The sequence below is a fragment of the Candidatus Hodarchaeum mangrovi genome, from assembly GCF_975850365.1.
Window position 1 is genome coordinate 1 of the sequence record NZ_CDLCQJ010000009.1, and the last position, 18910, is coordinate 18910.

The 18910-nt window shown below is 32.9% G+C and carries 16 protein-coding genes; 8 read left to right on the forward strand and 8 right to left on the reverse strand.

All coding sequences use genetic code 11. The features are described 5' to 3' along the window. The 3 genes from ACWVCY_RS01405 to ACWVCY_RS01415 form a co-directional block, all read right to left on the reverse strand. Nucleotides 1-4165: hypothetical protein (locus tag ACWVCY_RS01405; protein ID WP_455139735.1), on the reverse strand; the 4165-nt coding region annotated here is incomplete at its 3' end. A gap of 149 nt (nt 4166-4314) precedes the next feature. After that, nucleotides 4315-5331: a hypothetical protein gene (locus ACWVCY_RS01410; RefSeq protein WP_455139737.1), complete on the reverse strand. Its 1017-nt coding sequence runs from the start codon at nt 5329-5331 to the stop codon at nt 4315-4317. Between the two features lie 712 nt (nt 5332-6043). Further along, nucleotides 6044-7102 (reverse strand): DJ-1/PfpI family protein, encoded by a 1059-nt coding sequence (locus ACWVCY_RS01415; RefSeq protein ID WP_455139739.1) that lies wholly within the window; start codon nt 7100-7102, stop codon nt 6044-6046. Between the two features lie 234 nt (nt 7103-7336). Between ACWVCY_RS01415 and ACWVCY_RS01420 the strand changes: the two genes are divergently transcribed. After that, entirely contained in the window at nt 7337-7723 is a 387-nt protein-coding gene (locus tag ACWVCY_RS01420; protein WP_455139741.1) for a hypothetical protein, read from the forward strand. 136 nt (nt 7724-7859) lie between these two features. Here the strand turns inward: ACWVCY_RS01420 and ACWVCY_RS01425 are convergent, their stop codons facing one another. Beyond that, the gene (locus ACWVCY_RS01425; protein WP_455139743.1) at nt 7860-8390 is read right to left on the reverse strand and encodes a Rab family GTPase; all 531 of its coding nucleotides are present in this window, start codon (nt 8388-8390) and stop codon (nt 7860-7862) included. A gap of 179 nt (nt 8391-8569) precedes the next feature. Between ACWVCY_RS01425 and ACWVCY_RS01430 the strand changes: the two genes are divergently transcribed. From ACWVCY_RS01430 to ACWVCY_RS01445, 4 genes are all read left to right on the forward strand, one after another. Further along, the gene (locus ACWVCY_RS01430) at nt 8570-9637 is read left to right on the forward strand and encodes a class I SAM-dependent methyltransferase (protein WP_455139745.1); all 1068 of its coding nucleotides are present in this window, start codon (nt 8570-8572) and stop codon (nt 9635-9637) included. Between the two features lie 372 nt (nt 9638-10009). Then, a complete protein-coding gene (locus tag ACWVCY_RS01435; protein WP_455139747.1) occupies nt 10010-10270 on the forward strand; it encodes a hypothetical protein in 261 nt (86 codons plus the stop codon). Between the two features lie 3 nt (nt 10271-10273). Further along, on the forward strand, nt 10274-11203 hold the full coding sequence (locus tag ACWVCY_RS01440) for an ABC transporter ATP-binding protein (protein ID WP_455139749.1): 930 nt from the start codon (nt 10274-10276) through the stop codon (nt 11201-11203). After that, the gene (locus ACWVCY_RS01445) at nt 11200-11961 is read left to right on the forward strand and encodes an ABC transporter permease (protein ID WP_455139751.1); all 762 of its coding nucleotides are present in this window, start codon (nt 11200-11202) and stop codon (nt 11959-11961) included. Before ACWVCY_RS01440 ends, ACWVCY_RS01445 begins: the two co-directional genes overlap by 4 nt. On the opposite strand, the gene ACWVCY_RS01450 is transcribed toward ACWVCY_RS01445, so the two are convergent. Genes ACWVCY_RS01450 through ACWVCY_RS01460 form a run of 3 tightly spaced genes read right to left on the reverse strand, consistent with a single transcriptional unit; the run spans nt 11958 to nt 13671 of the window. Continuing rightward, complete coding sequence (locus ACWVCY_RS01450; RefSeq protein ID WP_455139753.1) at nt 11958-12695, reverse strand: DUF7347 domain-containing protein; 738 nt, start codon at nt 12693-12695, stop codon at nt 11958-11960. The two genes, ACWVCY_RS01445 and ACWVCY_RS01450, sit on opposite strands and share 4 nt — an antisense overlap. A gap of 33 nt (nt 12696-12728) precedes the next feature. Continuing rightward, on the reverse strand, nt 12729-13460 hold the full coding sequence (locus tag ACWVCY_RS01455) for a hypothetical protein (RefSeq protein WP_455139755.1): 732 nt from the start codon (nt 13458-13460) through the stop codon (nt 12729-12731). Beyond that, the gene (locus tag ACWVCY_RS01460; RefSeq protein WP_455139757.1) at nt 13450-13671 is read right to left on the reverse strand and encodes a hypothetical protein; all 222 of its coding nucleotides are present in this window, start codon (nt 13669-13671) and stop codon (nt 13450-13452) included. The genes ACWVCY_RS01455 and ACWVCY_RS01460 overlap by 11 nt, the downstream gene beginning before the upstream one ends. A gap of 262 nt (nt 13672-13933) precedes the next feature. On the opposite strand from ACWVCY_RS01460, the gene ACWVCY_RS01465 reads away from it, so the two are divergent. The 3 genes from ACWVCY_RS01465 (at nt 13934) to ACWVCY_RS01475 (ending at nt 18460) form a co-directional block, all read left to right on the forward strand. After that, nucleotides 13934-15697, forward strand: coding sequence for an ABC transporter ATP-binding protein (locus ACWVCY_RS01465; RefSeq protein ID WP_455139759.1), 1764 nt, complete (start codon nt 13934-13936; stop codon nt 15695-15697). A gap of 16 nt (nt 15698-15713) precedes the next feature. Then, nucleotides 15714-17516, forward strand: a complete 1803-nt coding sequence (locus ACWVCY_RS01470; protein WP_455139761.1) for an ABC transporter ATP-binding protein — start codon at nt 15714-15716, stop codon at nt 17514-17516. 143 nt (nt 17517-17659) lie between these two features. Further along, entirely contained in the window at nt 17660-18460 is an 801-nt protein-coding gene (locus ACWVCY_RS01475; RefSeq protein ID WP_455139763.1) for a thioesterase family protein, read from the forward strand. A gap of 5 nt (nt 18461-18465) precedes the next feature. Here the strand turns inward: ACWVCY_RS01475 and ACWVCY_RS01480 are convergent. After that, nucleotides 18466-18910 (reverse strand): hypothetical protein (locus ACWVCY_RS01480; RefSeq protein ID WP_455139765.1); only part of this gene is annotated, 445 nt, incomplete at its 5' end.

Here is an 18910-nt window from a genome sequence, read left to right on the forward strand (position 1 = left end):
CATTACTATCATTTTGAAGGATAATCCAATCATGTGAGACATATATTGTACTACCATTAATCAAGATGGTAGAACTACTTGGGATCAATGGATTAGGAATTGATTGCCAAACAGCTGAGAAATAGGTATCTTGGGTCCAAAAGGTAGAAATTATTGAATCATCTGATATTATTTCTGAATCAGCCTCTTTAACAAGAAATGTAATTTGATAATCAGTATATTCATGATTAGGTTTATCAAACTTAATAATAAGAGGGTTGGTTAAGCCTATTATCCATGCGTGATAAGAAAAGGTATGAAGACCATTTGAAACATTCCAAAACGTCACATTTGCAGGAAGATTACCTTCAAAACTTATAATATCAACAGGGATCTCATTATCATCTTGAATATAAACTTGGAAGAAATAAAGATCTCCATATTGGAGATCCCCCACAACCCCTGAGTTATTATGTGTTGAATATTCATTGATAACAAATAATTTTCTTTCAGTTATTTCAAATCGTAATATAAGGTTAAGAGCTGTATATTCCAATGTCTCAAAAGTAAGGGTGATGGTTGTTACTCCAATATCTCCTGCAGTAAATTGAAAGTAATGTGTACCATTTATTTTAACCGAACTTAGGAATATTACGGAAGAATCATTGCTCAATACTCCATTTGAGTCATTAATAAACTCCCCATACTCATTCTGCCATACCACCCAGAATTCAAGTGACAAACTTGATTGGATTTTAGCGTTATTTGGGCTATTCATAATATTTGAAGATAATTCGCCAATAATTGAGTTTCCTTGTTCAATCGTATAATAAAATTCAAGAATTAGAGATGTATAATTTTCATGGCTAAATAATACTTGAATGAAGAATGTACCAATTTCTACACCATCAAAAATAAGAGTCCAGTTCAGATTTCCGTGTTGAAGAGATGTTAGGGAAATGGATGAATCTTTATAAACAATTATCTCTGTAAGAGTAAGATTTAGATTTGTTCCTCTATTCAGTTCATAATATCTAAAAGAGATCGATAGGTTATCATAATCCGTAGAGGAATAATATCTAGTGAAATTACTTGTACCATTAACCAGATTCTCTCCACTTAATGTATCAATTCCAATTAAATCTACGAATGGACTCTTAATGACATCAAAAATTACCGTGATCAAAGCAGAGTTAAAATTCTCTAGTGTAAATGTGATAGTAATAGATTGAATCCCCAAAGTTACTTCATTAGAACTATAGGCAAATTCAAACCAGTAGAGATCCCCTGTACGATTTAAATATCTTATTTTTTCATCATTACTAATTAAAATTGGAACTTGTCCAAAAAAAGTGATGTTTTCATTCCAATCTAAATTCTTAAAGAAAAACGCAACTTCAAATGATTCATCATAATAGATCTGTGTATAGTTAACATAATCTGTTTGAAGAGATGTTGAAGCATTCTGGATATTTAAAACAATTATAAATTGAGCATCATAATAATTAACAAGCTTAAATGTAACATTTATCAAGAAAATCCCTATTTGATTAGGATCAAAGGTTATTGTCCATGAATTATCTGTCTCTTCAATAGAACTAGCAATCGGAATTAATGATTCAATTAAAGGTATACTTGTAGAAAGGTTCCTGAGTGTAAGAATATGATAGTATTGGAAATTAATAGAAACACTATCTAAGGAACTATTTGAATAAGGAAGAATTATTTCTGTCTGATTATGATAAACACTTTCCATATATTTACTATTGATGTCTGTATAGCCTGGGGTTATTGTTAGAGAGAGATTTATTTGACGAGACACATAATTAACGTGTGATGCTGATATTGGGATATTTGAAAATATACCTACACCAGCGAAATCTGATGAATTTAAGCGGTAGAGATAGGCTTCTAAAATTGCACTATATTGTGCAGTTAGTCCATTAACTGTGACATCTGCACCTTGAATAGGGCTTCCTGTTGAATTTAGAAAATCGATACGAAGAGTAATATTCTCATACCATTCCAAGACTAAATTAGTGGAATTAACATTTAATGAGGTATTGTCAACAAATTTCACATAAATAACTTGAGTCCAATTAACAAAATATGCAACCTGAGTTGTTATTGTTACACTACCATAATCTCCTGGAATCTGACCATTAGTTTGGAACGATACATTATAAGCGTTATCAAATGGTATTTGGTTCATAAAGCTGTCTTCAGCTGAAGTCCAATTTGCTTCGCACCAAATTTGAGCATTTTTAACGTCAGAATTATTATGGACGGATTTATAGAAAGCGGTAACATTAAAAATTTCTCCAATAGTCACTGTTGAATCTGCTTGTATATTAAATGAAGTATTGACATATAATTCTAAATTTCGTGTAAATGTTCCAACCTTGTTTTTATCTGTATTAATCCAGAAAGCTTGTAAGTTATACGTTCCATTAATATCTGTATTCTGATCTAATGTATTATTGATTGACCATAAATCTGAGACAAGGGTATCACTGTATAAAACATCACTTTTAGAAATAATACTTGTACCAATTCCTGCGTTTTCAATCCAATAGGAAGCATTTCCTCCTGCTTCACCAACATTAAACTTTAAATCAAGTTCATCCATACTATACGCTTTAAGAGGTAGTGATAAAGGAATACTATTTCGTTCAAGATAAAAATTCGAAATGTAGTTAGCAGCATTAAAACAGATTAGCCAATTCGTTGTTTCACTTAGTTGACTTGCGTTTACCACCATAGTTGTATTACCATAAGTATAATGGTGAAGGGGATTACCATCCCAAGTGATATTCTCATTATTGCTAAGATCTGTATACACTGGTTCACTAGAATCATTCCAATAGATTTCAGATCCGTTCCAATCAGCAGGAAACCCAGTAACAGTAAACATCCTATTTTTAATAATATCAGGAGTATTAATTTGAACTGAGGTAAAAGAAAGATTCCAACAAGCAACTGTCCCATTCTGAATTAAATAAGTTGATGAAGCTGTAAGGGGATTTAGGGTGTAAGAAAAATTAGCATAATTCTTTAATGTAAATGAAACAGAAGTGTTGGTATAAAAATTATGAGTTAAGGTATCATTTGCCTCGAAAGAAAACTCTGATAATTCATAATTCCCTTCTGTTGTATTATAGGTCATAGAAATTGCTTCGGGAGTGGTGTAGGTTAATTTATTACCTAATGCATCAGTAGGTATTATTCTAATAGCTGAAAGTATGTCCCCTTCTGGAAAGGGATTCAAAGTCCAACTACCTGAGTGAGTCGCTTTTGCTGCCCAATCACCGACATCTCCGTTCGTTAAATCGTCTTGTGTATACCAACTCCAAGAACCATAAATTTGGTTTCCTGTATCATTTAATACAATCCAATAAAATCCTTTAGTCAAATTTATTGGATTAGAGAAAATATAATTAACCCAAGCTGGTCCTATAGATAAACCTAGATCCAAGGATGCAAACCCTTCCTCTAAAGTTATGGTGCCCAATTGAATCCCTGGTTCTCCATTATCATCGGAAAAGATTGATACATTTCCATGTGGAATCTGACCATCCTTATCCAGATCAATATATCTAATATAAACACTTATTTCAGTAATATTGGCATATTCTTCCTTAATTTCAATTTTTTGAGCAGCCTCAAGATACGTAACGGAGTTTCTAATATCAGGATCGGTAGTTTCATTTTCTATTAATCGCCAATCTTCTTGTGCAGTAACTTCCATTATCTCAAAATGAAGACTACTCTGTTCAAAGTTCATTAGAGTGCTAGTACTATAAGAATCCTCATGTATTGTAGGATTTCCAAGAAAGATATCATTTATTGTGTTTAAAGACGTGAAGTTTAACTTCGTTAATGAATCATTAACCGAAAAGTCACTTTTCCCTACCCCAGATTGACTACCAATCATATATGGGATTGACTCAACGGTTATAATTTCTTCTCTTATTTTATTGTTAGAAAAAGTTAAATTAGGCTCTCTCATCAATCTTTTGACTAAAATTCCTTCTTCATTTCGTAAACTCTGTTGAAAAATGTCTTCGGAAGAGATATCATTCATTGAGAAGACTAAATTTATTGGGATTCCATTAAGGCCTATAAGAGAGACTATGATTAGAGCTAGTAAATAGTTTTTAGTGATGTTACTCGCTTTGTATCTCATAGCTTTAATCCCCTTTGTTTCAGGGGTTTATTTTAATGTTTCATAGGAGGGTCTTTGATAAATTACTAGGCCTAATCATTATTAAAGATGTCATTATTAAAGATGGAAAGTGAGGTAACAGTGCATTGATATTGATGATAGCTGATTGCTTAGTTGATACCTAAATTCCAATGATCCCAAGTAAGAATAATAACAGTATTGTGGGAAAGAGTTCTTGTAGGTGTTTGATGTACGAGTTTAAGGATGATAGTAAGAGAAATAAAAGTGGATGTGGATGGTTCTATCTGAAGAAGGAAATCTTCAACAAAAGATTTTATATTACATCGGATCATTCCATAAATGACCTTATCAGAGGAATCAGATGTGTAGCCACTTGTTTTATCGGGTATATGAATAACACAGATTGTAGCTGTTTCAAGAGAAAATTTATTTGATTTTGACCTGTAAAGTCTATTAGATTTTGTTATTATTGCAGAAGAGTCTTCTATTGTTATTGTTAAGTTATAACTCCATTTACCATTGCCTGGATGAGTGAAGATATAACTATATGTATCTTCTTCCTCTGGGGGGATCTCAGGAGGAGGATTTGTTGGAACAATTTTAATCTTTGAGAGCATATCACCTGGTGGAAAAGGATTAAGAACCCAACTACCAGTATGACTTGCTTTGGCTGCCCAATCACCAGAATCTCCATTAGTCATGTCATCTTGAGTAAACCATTCCCATGAACCAAAAGCTTGTTCCCCTGTATCATTTAAGACGATCCAATAAGATCCTTGGGTTATCATTATGGGAGTAGCAAATAGACAATTAATCCATGTAGGACCTATAGAGACACCTAAATCAAGTGGTCCAAACTTCTCTTCTAAGGTAGTCGTACTTAATGGAACCCCTGGAAGCCCATTATCATCAGTTAAAATTGAAACTGTCCCATGTGGGGTTTTTCCGTCCTTTGCTACATCAATATATGTAAGGTATACACTTATTTCTGTAATATTTGCATATTCCTCGGTAATTTCAAATTTCTGAGCTGCAGTGATATAAGTGAGAGAAAGTCGTCCATCTAAATCCTCAATTTCATCTTCAATTGTCAGCCAATATTCAGAATCTGTAGTTTCACCGAATATATCTAGGAGTGAAGAGTTTAGAGTGAGGAGACATATCATAGTAACTATGAGTAATTTAAAACAAACTCTAGTAAAGTTGTGCGTTTTCATAACAGGTAAAGTTGATACCAAATTGAATATATTTAATTAACTAGATACTCCCTCCGCAGGCTCTTTTCCGGCCTCAGTGCTTTTATGTATATCTAGAGAAAGCATGCGAGTATAGGGAATCAGTTCTCAAAAAATAGCATATTATTAAGATAGTTATTTTGTGAAAAGAAGCCGACAATTTTCAAAATATTGGCTTAATACACCATCCCAAAAGTATTGGACCATTTAATAATTATTTTGTTTACTAAAATCAAAAAATTCATCTTCCTAAGATTATATGGTAGAATTACGTTTATTAATTCTTTCAGATTAAGAAATTTTATATAATCTTACTGGTAGAAAGATTTGTTTCTAAATTTCTATTGATTCTTTCTTTTACTTAATCTATATTAATTTTTTAAGTGTATTAAGGGTTTATTGAACTCTAATAATAAATAGTAATAAATTTGGCAGGTAAGAAAATAATTAGTTGATTAATCGCCTCTTTCAGAGATAATAATCGCCATTTTAATTTTCTTATTCTTGCTAATAGCTTAAAAACTTTTGGTTTCAAGGAAAAGATTATAAAAACCTAGTTCTTTCTCTATAAGTGTATTGAAAGATTTAACTATAATTAACAGCTTAGAAATTAGTCAAATCCAACCATCAAAGATAGTTAATGTTACTTTTTTTTATAATTATAGAGAATTAAGAGGATCCCTAGAAATACTACTCCAAACTCAAAACCTGGTATTCTGGTACCCGATTTAATACTTCCTACATCACGTTCTATCTCGATAATACTCTCATTTGTTTTAATCTCTATAGAAACAGAGTATTTTCCTGTTGGAAGATCTGTTATTTGTGCATCATAACTATTTTCTTTTTCTGGGGAAAAGCTATAAGTTTTAACCTCTGTTCCCTGATTATTAGTTAAAATTGCTCTGACTCTATAAAAATCAATTGCATTCCCAGTTAAATTATTCTGCTTAAATAAGGAGACCGTCAATGTATAATTCGATGACTTTTGTACTATATTTAATTTAGAGAGGTATGAATAACCTAGTATTTCTCTCAATACAGTCTCACAAAGTTCACGATGGGGTGCAGTTAAATAGCCGCCTCCAGTCAGTCCTCCTCCAGATCCTCCAGATATAATTCGTTTATCTCGTATAACTCTAGAATAGTATTCTATTATTGCTCCACTATTTTCCAGATAATTTGTTGCAGAATCATGTGCAACCATGTGAACTCCATTTATTATCTCTGATTCAGATAAAATAGCCATTCCTACGCAGATTGATCCAATCACTAATCCTTTGTTATAAGCCATCGTTATAAGATCATGGAGATTGTCTTGAACTAACATCGAAGACCAATAACCTCCTGAAGGTATAAGCAACGCGTCAAAGTCAGTGAGTAGATCCTCGGTTATTTGCTTAACAGTAATATTTGTATCAATAAAGATAGGATTCTCCCCACGATTTGTACACGCAAAATGTTGAGATGTTAAGCCAACAGTCGTGATTATAACACCCATTTCTTGTAAAATATCTCGTAATTCAAAATATGAATATCCAACATAGTCAGCAACAAAAATTAGTACCTTAATTTCTGATAAATCAGTCTTAATGGATTTGGTTCCAGAGATCCTTATCTCTGTAATATTAGAAATACGATTAAACGGATAAAAAAATCCAGTTATGACAAAAAGAAGAATTAGAATGCTATAATTTTTCAAATACTTCACTTGTTCCTATTAAATTATTAGGAAAAATGAGGGATTTGTTTTATTAAACCTATTATGATGGAGGCAAGAATCAGTTATTTCAGATCACATTTACCTGTAATTTATTTCTGTGCTTTCTCACTCCATCGGAGTACTTTTTTTTCTTAGTTCTATGCCTACTTAAGTCTTTAAAATAAAAATTTATAGTCATTTCCTACATAAAAGAGTTTATTAGGAGCAAAGGAAATGAAAAAATCGCGAATAACAGGTGTTTACTCACTAATTGTCGGAATATCGATGGTGGGAATGTGGATTATGTTTCTTGTGACAGATAATATTCCAGAACTAAATACAATTCCTTGGGAAATTGGATTTCATATCCTTGCAGAAATCATAACTGCTTGTTTACTAATTTTTGCTGGACTAGGATTTTTACGTGATTATAATTGGCGATATATTGTTTACTTTATTGGAACTGGGATGCTTCTTTATTCGATCATCAGTGAGGGATTAGGATACTATGTCCAACGAGGTGATATTCTTTTTACAAGCATTTTTATCAGCTTACTGATTTTAACGCTAGGATTCCTTGGATTGATCATCTCAGAGTATATAATGTCAGTGAACCATTAAAACTTTGAATTTCAAACTAGTATCTAATATAGTTAAATTAAAGAAGATTTTATTTAAAGAAAGATCCGTCGAGATATATAACCAAGACATTATTTGGAAAGCATGGGTTACTTCTGGAAAAATCAAGAGAACTAGTTCAATTAAGCTGACCCAAGCAATTTCTGACTAGTTCTATAAAGACCTTAGGAATTATTTTACTCCCCCATTTTGCTGAACATTCATAGAAGGAGGTTCCTTGAGAACGAGCATATTTCTTTCCTTCTTCTTCTGTAACTTTTCTTCTATCAGCTAGATCAATTTTATTTCCAATAATCGTAATAACAGCTTTATCACCTGCTATTTTTCGGTACTCATCAATCCAGTAATCAAGATCACCAAAAGTATCTGACTTAGAAATGTCATATACTGCAATACACCCTAATGACCCTTCAAAGTATGTTTTTCGAAGACTTCCGAACCTTTCCTCTCCTGCTGTGTCCATTAATACCAATCTTACCGGGAGAGTACTCCCATTGATGATAATTCCTCGTTTAACTGTAATATCCACCCCAAGAGTCGGTAAATAGTCTTCTGAGAATGTATTTTCCGTATATCGCCTAATTAAAGATGTCTTACCTACATAAAAAGATCCAACTGAGTTGAGCTTAATAATGACTTCATTAGGCAAGGATTACACATCCGTACATCGGAATTTAGAGTCTTAGATTAAAAGCAATTCGGAATTATTTTTGATTTATTATTCATGTACCAATGTTTTTTTGCCTAATTCATTTGGTTTATAACAAATTATCTAGTAATTAATTCTATTTCTCTAAATAATTATATTTTTACCTTGAGGAATTGATGATGGTAACCACTCAGGAATTTTCTGCTCTTACAGAGAACGAAAAAATCGTCTTATGGGTTATTAGGGAACTATCAAGAATGGAAAGAGATCCAAAAAGTCAAGAAATTCTTATTTCTGAAAGTTTAAAAATACCTCTTACTGGTGAGGGAATCAAGAAGCTTAAAACCATCTCAGAGAAGAACATTGATTCAGATTCAGCAATTGAATTATTAAAAATTAAAAAATATGTTCTGTTTGATGGAAGAGAACTCAAGCTTACTCAAAACGGAATCAAACTTGGAAAAATAGCTCAGATTGAGCAGCAGAGTAATTGGTATAATGATCATCTTCTACGGTGTGCAAATAGTAAAGCTTATGCATTATTTTGTGAAAAGGTATTTGGAAAAAATCTTTTACAATTTAATGTTCTTGATATGGACCAATTAAAAACTCTTATCTCCTCATTGAATTTAAGTGCCAATGATTCAGTCCTAGATTTAGGGTGTGGTTTAGGTAAGATAACAGAATATATTCAGAGGAAAACGGGAGCTAAAATTTTAGGCATCGATTTTGCGAAAAAACTCATTCAATGGGCAAAGGAAAATACCCTCCAAACCGAGGAAAATACTTTACAATTTCAAGTAGGAGATATGAATCAACTTAATTTTCCTCCAACATCATTTAATGCTATCTATGCCATAGATACTCTTTATCCATCAAATATTGATAATATAGATGCAATTATAGGAAAATTAAAAAATTTATTGAAACCAAAGGGACAATTAGGTATTTTTTTTGCCCAAATCATAGAAACTGCAGAACAAGAGAATATTTTAGCTCCTAATAACACTAAAATGGCTCAGGCATTGAAATACAATCACCTACCCTTTACTGTCATTGATTTTACAAAAAATGCACGAGATATATGGGAACGAGAAATCATTGTTGCAAATGAGTTACAAGAAATGTTTGAACAAGAGGGCAATCTTGACCTTTATAAAGAGCGGATTGCTGATGGTGAAAGATGTCTTTTTAGGATTGATAACCAACTGCAGAAAAGGTATTATTACCACGTTTCCATTGACTAAACCTTTTTAAGGTCGGTTCCTTGAAAGAAAGTTAGAAAATTTCAAATATCTTTTTTTCTTTTTATATAATTGATATAGGGAGAAAATAGCATTTCTTGTTATTTTAATGACCATATATTCCTATTTATTGATTCGATTATAACTCTAGAATCATAAAATGATGCTATCAGAAGGATGAAAATTTTTTTCATTACTCCTAGTTCCTTGTAAAATTTTTTTGAATGTGTGTAAATTTCTTTTTACAGTATGTAAAATTCTTTTTACAAGATATTGAGCCTTCTAATCTCTTACCGATGTCAATAAGTTTAAATAACATAGTTATCTTTATATTTATTGGATTAAAATCCAATAAATAGTAAATGGTGTAAGAAAATGATTACGAATTTTATAGAGGACTTTGGTGATTTAATATGGATAATAGCACCATTACTCATCCTCCAATTATCGTTAATACTAATTGGACTTTGGGAATGGAATAAAAAAAAGGAGTTTTTACAGAACAAAAAATTGTTGTGGTTAATTATTATACTTATATTTAGTTTTGCTGGACCAATCTTCTTTCTTCTTTATGCTCAAAGATTTGATGTCCCTATAAAGGGAGAAAAATCAGTTGAAGATGAGTGGGAGAAATGAAATATGGGGAATATAATTGAAATTCAAAATCTAACAAAAAATTATGGAAAATTTCAAGCACTTAATAGAATTAATTTGACTGTTCCAGAGGAATCAATTTTTGGCTATCTAGGTCCTAATGGAGCTGGAAAAACAACTACATTGAAAATATTGGTGGGATTGTTACATTATTCTCAAGGATCAGTAAAAATCTTTGGTCAAGAAGTGAAAAATCATTCTGTAGCAATAAATAAACAAATTGGATTTCTTCCGGACGCTGAAATGCCCAAATACGAAACAATTTATAGATTTCTCTCTTTAACTGGGAAATTAAATGATATTTTATACCGAAAGGAGAGAATTTCTGAAGTACTTCAACAAGTCGGATTAAAAAAACTACAGAATCGAAAGATCGGTAACCTCTCCAGAGGCCAAAAGCAGCGAGTAGGAATTGCCAATGCACTTTTGCACGATCCCCAGTTATTAATCCTAGATGAGCCAAATAGTGGACTTGATCCAATAGCAAGGAAAAATATCCTTTCTCTTTTAAAAGATTTAGCGAAAGAAGGAAAATCCATAATATTATCTTCCCACATTATCGGAGAAGTTGATAAAATAGCTACAAATATCGCAATCATTCATCGGGGCAAGATCATTGAAGCAGGTAAGCGAAATGATCTAACCAAATATTTAGCTCATCGTAAATATATTATCTCAGGAAAAATTATTCAAGAAAAGGTACTTTCTTTAGATTATGTTACTGCTTTCAACCTTGATTCATTAGACCGAGTCATAATTACAGTGTCAAATAATATCACAGAAGAGCAGCTGCTACTTGATTTGATTCAAAAATGCGATTCCAAGATAAAATTCTTTTCTTTAATGGAATTTTCACTTGAAGATCTATTCTTCGCTAAAATTACTGAGGAAATAAAAGGAGAAGATTATCCATGAGACTACATTCATTTTATGTCCAATTCAAAAATGATTTATGTGCAGATAGACTGAAACTTATACTTTTAAGTTTTCTATTTTTCTTTCAAATTATTATGAGTATCATTGGCACTTTCTACATGCAGGATTTACTGAAGTTATTTGGTTTTGAGTTAGTGAATCCAATAACTCCATCAGGGGAAGTTGCTTTAGCTGATTTCTTTAGTGATGTATTTCTCTTCGGAATCATAATCGCTTCACTAGGTACCATGAATATCTTTGCTGGAGATATAGAAAGCGGATCCATTAATTATTCTTTATCAAGACCCATTACACGTGAGGATTATTCTATAGCAAAGATTTTCTCCCGACTAATTACCCTTATTGTCCCTTTTATAATAGCTTCATTCTTTGGATGGTTTTATTTGCTCTTCTTTTTTACAGAGATTCCTCTTATTAATTTAGTCTGGACTCTGATTCCAATAGTTCTTTTTTATAGTTATATTGGGGTCGTAACAAGTCTTCTCAGTACAAGATTTACTTCTTTAACAGCTGGATTTAGTGCTATTGCCATTTTCATTGTTCAATTTGCTATTGCTGCATTTAAACCTTTGGAGCTACTCTCCCCATTCACCTTTGCGGCTTTTTGGCCAAAATTACTTAATAACAACTTAAGCCTTTATTCTTGGGAAGCTATACGTAATCTAGGAATGATCAGTATCTGGATTCTGATCCCCTTGATCCTAGTAATTTTATCGATGCGAAGAAGAGATTTCTAGACTCTTCTTCTCTCTTCTTTTTTTAAAAAAAGGGGAAGTTTCTTGTCATTTGATATGTAGAAATAAAGAAATGACAAGAAAATACTTGATAATAGCAATATTATCCCTATTACTTGGTTTAAAACTGCAATATCAAAAAGAGCAGGTTCTGGGAATAAGAAAATTATGGCTAAAGCATTTGTAAGAGCAATAGAGATAAGAATTTCACGATTATTAGGGGCAAAGAAGATCCATATGAAATTATTAATTAACAGTAGCGTCCAAAGCGTTTTAGTTCGATAAATGAAAAGTAAGATCGATGATAGAGAGAGTAAAAGAAAGAAGATGCTTAATAAAATATGCCACTGGAGGAGAGTCAATCCTAGGATGAAGAAAAAAATCCACCATGCACCAAGTATCAGTTCAAGAGGATTTAGTCTGGAAAAACCAAGATAAATATCTGAAAATGGCGACCCCTTTGATTCAACAACTAAATCTAACATTAATGCAGCTCTCCTTCCCAGTTTAGTTAAAGAATATCTTCCTTCAAGATCCTTGCCAATAAGATGCGCTTTACCTAGTAATGATAGATGGTATGCAACATTAGATGAGGCTGGAAGATTTAGACTGTTTAAGAATTCTGAATATGATACTAAATTATTGTTAACATGAAGAATTCGAATTATTTCGCGTCTAATATCATGATTCAATGCCTTAAGAACTTCTGTTATGTCTCCTTCTGGAACTGATGTCATAATTCTCCTCCTAACTTTTGGTTAGATAGGTTATTAAGCTGTTATTACATCTTTCGATATAAGGTAATAAATTAAAATTGCTCCCATTGGTATAAAACTAGGAAAAATAGAATATAATGGAAAATTGTGCCCTAAAACAGTAAGAAATGTTAAAAACGGGATTAATCCCCAAAATGCAATGACAATATATTCCCTATAAGCACTAAAATGTTTTGAAAAGAATTGGTTCACATATATCGACAATAAAACAAATCCAATTCCAAAGAGGCCCAACCCAAGAAGAAGTGAGGAGAGTTGGGTTAATATTCCTAATTGAATCAATTGGGAAATGTCTCCAAATGGATTTAATCCACCAATAATAAGGTATCCAGTCCCATTTATTAGAGACCAGAAGGTTAACCAAATCAAAAATATTGATAGAAGGATTCTTTTTTCAGACAGGATAAAATGGAGAAGGACAAGAGAAAAAAAACAAACAATAATACAGACTATAATACCTCCAGCAATTACATAGCTTCGGAGCAAAGGTGGTACATCACTGGGAAGATGCCAAGAAATCGAAGAGAATTCTAAAGGCCATAACCATGAGATGGTAAAAGAATTTATTTTTCCCCCAGCGAGCAAAACTATCAATCCATGTCCTAAGATTTCATGAATTATTTCTACAATCATTTTTACAATAAAACCCATAAATATGAATATTAAGATAAAACGAGTGACAGAAAGTGGTGTGAATACGAACTCTTCACTGGTTTTATTTGCCATCCTTTACACGACGTCGACTTATAATCTCAAGTCCAAGAGCTAATCCTAAAAAAATAACCATTAAGAGAGAACAAATAAATGTATAATCCCTAAAGGGGTAAGTAATTACTGGAAGCATTCCCGTTGACCGTTGTTGAAAATTATATGTAAAAATGGTTAAAACGAACATCAAACCAGTTAATCCATAAGCACTTATTCTAAATATTTTCATAACTATCCCTGTAGAGAATTCTAATAATATTTCAAGTCATTATTCAGAAGTTATTTGATAAATGACTTCAAAGTTTAAAAAAGGTGAGATTTGGGTAATCTAGAACAGATAAATAGTATCTGACGAATTTCTTTGAATTAATTTATATTTTCAATTTTTATATTGAAAACTCAAAGGATCTATTTATTTGTTAGAAAAGATACATCAGACTTTTGGTAATTTTTCATATTGATTATGATTGATCAAGGGTTAAGGTTTGATTATGAGTTTAGATGTAAAAAAGTATCAGAGTTACAAACGGTGGCTTTTATTCCATCTGGTCAATCAAAAATTATTAGTTTTTGGAGTAATTGTTGGGATTAGTATTGTAACTCTTTCAAGAGTTCTTGTACCCATTGTAATTGGGTATATTGTTGATACAACTCTATTAACACGTGATCTTGCTAATTTAATTATGTTACTCATCATTGTATTTTTTATTTATCTCGTACGAAATGCTGGGGATTACCTTACAATGCTGATTGGTCATTACTTAGGTTTAAAGACAGAACAGTATATGAGGCAGGAATTTTTTGATACTATTCAACACAAATCCTTACGATATCATGATATTGCCAAGACTGGTGATTTAGAAGCGTTAGCTACCAATGATTTACGAATTATCAACACAATGCTTTCTCATGGTGCTTTCTATATTTACCCCTTTTTTCAGGTAATATTGGCTTTTCTTTTATTTTTTACCCTAGATATTCGATTGGCGTTAATTTGTGTTCCATTTTTTGCCATCTACTTTTATTTTGTTCTTGACTATCGAAAAAAAATCACTCCTTGGGCTGCAGCGCGAATGGTAAAACATTCGGATCTTGTAGTGGTATTACAAGAAAGTATTAGTGGAACAGCTGTAGTTAAAGCATTCACAGCAGAACAATGGGAACGTAAGAAGTTTAAAAAGGCAGTAATTGGATTTCGAGATAATCGAATTGGAGAAACACGAGTTCAAGCGAGATTTTACCCGTTATTGACTTTAAATATCGCTATTGGTACAACCTTTCTTATTGGTACGTTTTTAGTCTTTCAAAATTCCCTTTCACTTGGATCATTAACTGCAGTTAATTTACTCTTAATCACTTTACTGGATCCAACAGGTATGATCTTTTGGGCCACTAATGATATGATGAGTGGATTTGCAGCATGTTCAAGATTATTTAATTCCCTCTTAATTGAGGAAAATGAGAGGAGTGATGCTAAACTGGAAGAATGGCCTGAAACACTCAGAGGAAAGATTGAGTTTCGTAACGTTACCTTTTCATATGGAGAAGGAAAAAAACCAGTCCTTCAAAATATATCATTTACTGTTGAGAAGAATCAACGAGTGGCTCTTGTTGGACCAACGGGATGTGGAAAAACCACATTAGTAAAATTGTTATTACGTCTTTACGAACCTCAAGAAGGTACTATTTGCCTAGATGGAAGAAATATTCAAGATTTTCCTCTTAACGAGCTACGTAGACATATTGGTTACATCGAGCAAGATATTTACCTTTTTTCCCGTTCAATAAAGGAAAATATAGCTTTTGGTAAACCAAATGCTTCTGATGAAGAAATTTTAGCAGTTGCTGAACTTGCTCAAGTCCATGATTTTGTCAAGGAATTCCCTGATCAATACAATACTGTTGTTGGTGAACGAGGAACCCGACTTTCAGGTGGAGAAAAACAACGTGTGGCAATTGCTCGTGCATTTTTAACAGATCCTGACATTTTAATACTGGATGATGCAGTTTCATCAGTAGATAGTGAAACAGAAGAGAAAATTACCCGTTCTCTAGAAAATATTGCAAAAAACAGGACTACACTAATTATTACTCATCGTTTGCATACAATACGTTCTTCGGATAAAATTCTAGTCCTCAAACAGGGTCAAATTGTAGCAGAGGGAAATCATAACGAATTATTACAATACTCGAGTGATTATCGACGTATTTTTGGAAAATATCAACTTTTACCACCCTTAAGAATCAAAAACTAGAAAGAAGGACTTTGAAATGGGTCTCTACAGAGCAATATCAGATGAAAAATACGAACGGGAGTATTCAGATCGCGAACTTTTGACTCGATATATTCGTAGAATACATCCTTTTAAAAGAAGTATCTTCTTAATTTCTCTTTTCATTCTTATAACAACAATAGCAGATATCACAATTCCTTTAATAGTTGGAATAGCTGTTGATGAACTTGAAAGTATCAATCCCGATCTAATTTTTGTAATTACCTTGGGATTTATTTACTTAATTTTGCAGTCTATCATTTGGGTTACCTTTGCATTACGCCGAATAGAGATTGGGAACTTTATTCCCTTCTTCCTTGAGAAAATTCGGATGGATATCTTTGATAAGCTTCAAGAACAGGATATGAGTTTTTTTGATAGACATCTAAGTGGCAGTTTAAATTCCAGGATATCTAATGATACAATGGATTTTGGTGATTCAACAATTCTGCTTGCAGACACATTAGGAAACTTACTTATTACTGTTGTAACTTTTGGGATACTTTTAATCTTAAATCCAGTTTTAGCTCTTATTACTCTTACAGCAGTTCCGATCCTTTTTCTCTTAATGTTTTCGTTGCGAAAGTTAGCGCGAATAGTCTCACGTGCCTACAGAAAATCAATAGCTAAAATAAATTCAGCAATGGTTGAATCTATAGAAGGCATTCAAGTATGTAAGAGCTATGGACAGGAATTTACTGTCTCTGAACAATTCAACAAGACGAACATTGAATATTTTAAGTCAGCATACCGTTTGACTGCTGTAACTCATGTTTGGAGGTCAATTCTCGAAACTATAACAGCAATAGTTCTGATAATAATTGTTTATTTAGGTGGACAGTTAGTAGCTCAAGGAACAGCCAACATCGGAATGATTTTAATGTACATTCTATATATTCAGAGATTTTTCGGTCCAATTATGATATTGGCGACATTTTATCCCCAATTAAGTACAGCTATGGCAGCATATGAACGTATTCTTGAAATTCTTGATTCCAAACCTGATGTGAAGCAAAGTTTAACAGCTAATAAAGCTGATAAAATAAAAGGAGAAATTCTTTTCGATAATCTTACCTTTTATTATCGAGAAGGAGAATATGTCTTTAAAAATTTTAATTTAAAGATTAAAAAAGGTGAAAAGCTGGCCATAGTAGGACATACAGGTGCTGGAAAATCCAGTCTTGTAAATCTTCTAATGCGTTATTATGAGTTTCAAGGGGGCTTAATTAAAATAGATGGGATCGATATCAGGGATTTTGATCTCTATTCTTTCAGAAAAAACATAGGAATGGTTCAACAAGATGTATTTTTATTCTCTGGTACCATTGAAGAAAATATCCGCTATGGAAATCCAGAGGCTTCCACAACAGCTCTTTGGAATGCAATTCGTTCTGTCCATGCAGATGAATTTCTTGAATATTTGCCTGAAGGAATAAAAACCCAAGTAGGGGAAAGGGGAAAAGGATTATCAGCAGGTCAAAAACAACTTATTAGTTTTGCAAGGGCCTTATTAGCTGACCCCAAAATTCTTATTCTAGATGAAGCTACCTCCTCTGTAGATGCTTATACCGAGGCCATTATTCAAGAAGCCTTGGAAATATTATTAACTAATCGAACGTCTATTATCATCGCTCATAGACTTTCGACTATTCAAAAAGCAGACAGAATCATTGTCTTAGAAAAAGGACAAATTATTGAAGAAGGAACTCACGAGATTTTATTAGCTAAAGGGGGAAAATACGGCCAACTTTACAAACAATATTATGAGCATCAGAATATCGAGTGGACACCGTCAACATGATTGGCTAAAAAGCTATGGGGAAACAATAGATGAGATCCCAGCTGTATGTTGTGATCGATCATCAATCAGTTTTCTGGTAGGATCTAATAAATTAGATTCGAATAGATTGATTTAATAGATGAATTGAACTAGTTGGAATCAACATGGAGTATAAGTTAGACCGTGACATGCACATGGAACAGATAGGAGAGAACCGTTTTGTGATAGAGATATCACGTGACTGGAACATTGTAGCTCCTCATGGGGGGTATCTGATGGCAATTGCAGGTAAAGTATTTCACGAAATTACTAATTTCAATATTCCATTGTCAATGACTGCTTACTATCACAAGCCCACACTTCCTGGTAAAGCGGTATTGTTTGTCAACAGAGTCATGGAAAATAAGAGGTTAGTTACAGGAAAAATAACTTTACTACAGGAAAATAATGAAATTATTTCGTTCATAGGAACTTTCACACGAGAGAATGCGTTTAAGGGATTAACACTAATACAAAAACAACCATTACTGCCTGATCTTAATACATGTATTGAATTTCCTTCTCCACGGTACCCATTTTTCAACCAAGTCAAGCTATGTGTCCCACCAGATCAATTTAGCTGGGTAGACGGAGATACTGGAGGAGAAACCTTTTTCTCTGGGTATTTTAGTTTTCAAGATGGTCGGCCATTAGATGGACTTGCTGTACTGTTACTAGCTGACGCTTCCCCACCACCTGTTCTGCGTTACACGGGTCCAGTCCAATGGGTACCTACCATCGAAATGTCAGTTCAAGTAAGATATGTTCCACCAGGAACACGCCTTGGTTTCCAGTCAAGCACAAACTTTGTGACTAATGGACTTACAGAGACTGATGTTGAACTATGGAGTGAAAAAGGAGAACTTGTGGCGATTGGTAGGCAACTAGCTGTTATTAGGGAAACAAATCCTAACATTAAGAAATAAGCAATTTATTCTTCCTCAAAAGCATACTTTATTTCCTCTAGTTCAATAGTATCCTCAGGTATTATGATGGAGGAAGGTGTTTTGGTTGCTACAGGAGATGGTTCCGGTATCTTTCTGAACCTCCAAAGGTATAGTGCAACTAATAGTCCTAAGGAAAAACCAATAATTTCTAAGATTTTAGAGATCATCGCGATGACAAGTAGAATGGAAAAGGGATCGCTAAGGATAATACTGAATGGGAAGCTCGGTACTCCTATTGGAATCAATAGTAATAGATGCATTGTCCGCAAAAATATCACATACATTCCAAACAGAAAAACACTAATTCGTATCAAGCCTTTTGAATAATCCTCTCCAGCCATTAACCGTGAAATGAAGGGAGGTAAACTCGTATATATTACCCAAGCAAAGAAAATTCCCTGTAATTCGAAATATAATCCGTAAAGAAAG

Excerpts from the sequence above, each read along its gene's own strand:
- ACWVCY_RS01435 (WP_455139747.1), top strand. The coding sequence starts at position 10,010 with ATGATTACGAATTTTATAGAGGACTTTGGTGATTTAATATGGATAATA.
- ACWVCY_RS01445 (WP_455139751.1), top strand. The coding sequence starts at position 11,200 with ATGAGACTACATTCATTTTATGTCCAATTCAAAAATGATTTATGTGCA.
- ACWVCY_RS01410 (WP_455139737.1), bottom strand. The coding sequence starts at position 5,331 with ATGATATGTCTCCTCACTCTAAACTCTTCACTCCTAGATATATTCGGT.
- ACWVCY_RS01470 (WP_455139761.1), top strand. The coding sequence starts at position 15,714 with ATGGGTCTCTACAGAGCAATATCAGATGAAAAATACGAACGGGAGTAT.
- ACWVCY_RS01475 (WP_455139763.1), top strand. The coding sequence starts at position 17,660 with ATGGAGTATAAGTTAGACCGTGACATGCACATGGAACAGATAGGAGAG.
- ACWVCY_RS01430 (WP_455139745.1), top strand. The coding sequence starts at position 8,570 with ATGGTAACCACTCAGGAATTTTCTGCTCTTACAGAGAACGAAAAAATC.
- ACWVCY_RS01465 (WP_455139759.1), top strand. The coding sequence starts at position 13,934 with ATGAGTTTAGATGTAAAAAAGTATCAGAGTTACAAACGGTGGCTTTTA.
- ACWVCY_RS01440 (WP_455139749.1), top strand. The coding sequence starts at position 10,274 with ATGGGGAATATAATTGAAATTCAAAATCTAACAAAAAATTATGGAAAA.
- ACWVCY_RS01420 (WP_455139741.1), top strand. The coding sequence starts at position 7,337 with ATGAAAAAATCGCGAATAACAGGTGTTTACTCACTAATTGTCGGAATA.
- ACWVCY_RS01455 (WP_455139755.1), bottom strand. The coding sequence starts at position 13,460 with ATGGCAAATAAAACCAGTGAAGAGTTCGTATTCACACCACTTTCTGTC.
- ACWVCY_RS01450 (WP_455139753.1), bottom strand. The coding sequence starts at position 12,695 with ATGACATCAGTTCCAGAAGGAGACATAACAGAAGTTCTTAAGGCATTG.
- ACWVCY_RS01460 (WP_455139757.1), bottom strand. The coding sequence starts at position 13,671 with ATGAAAATATTTAGAATAAGTGCTTATGGATTAACTGGTTTGATGTTC.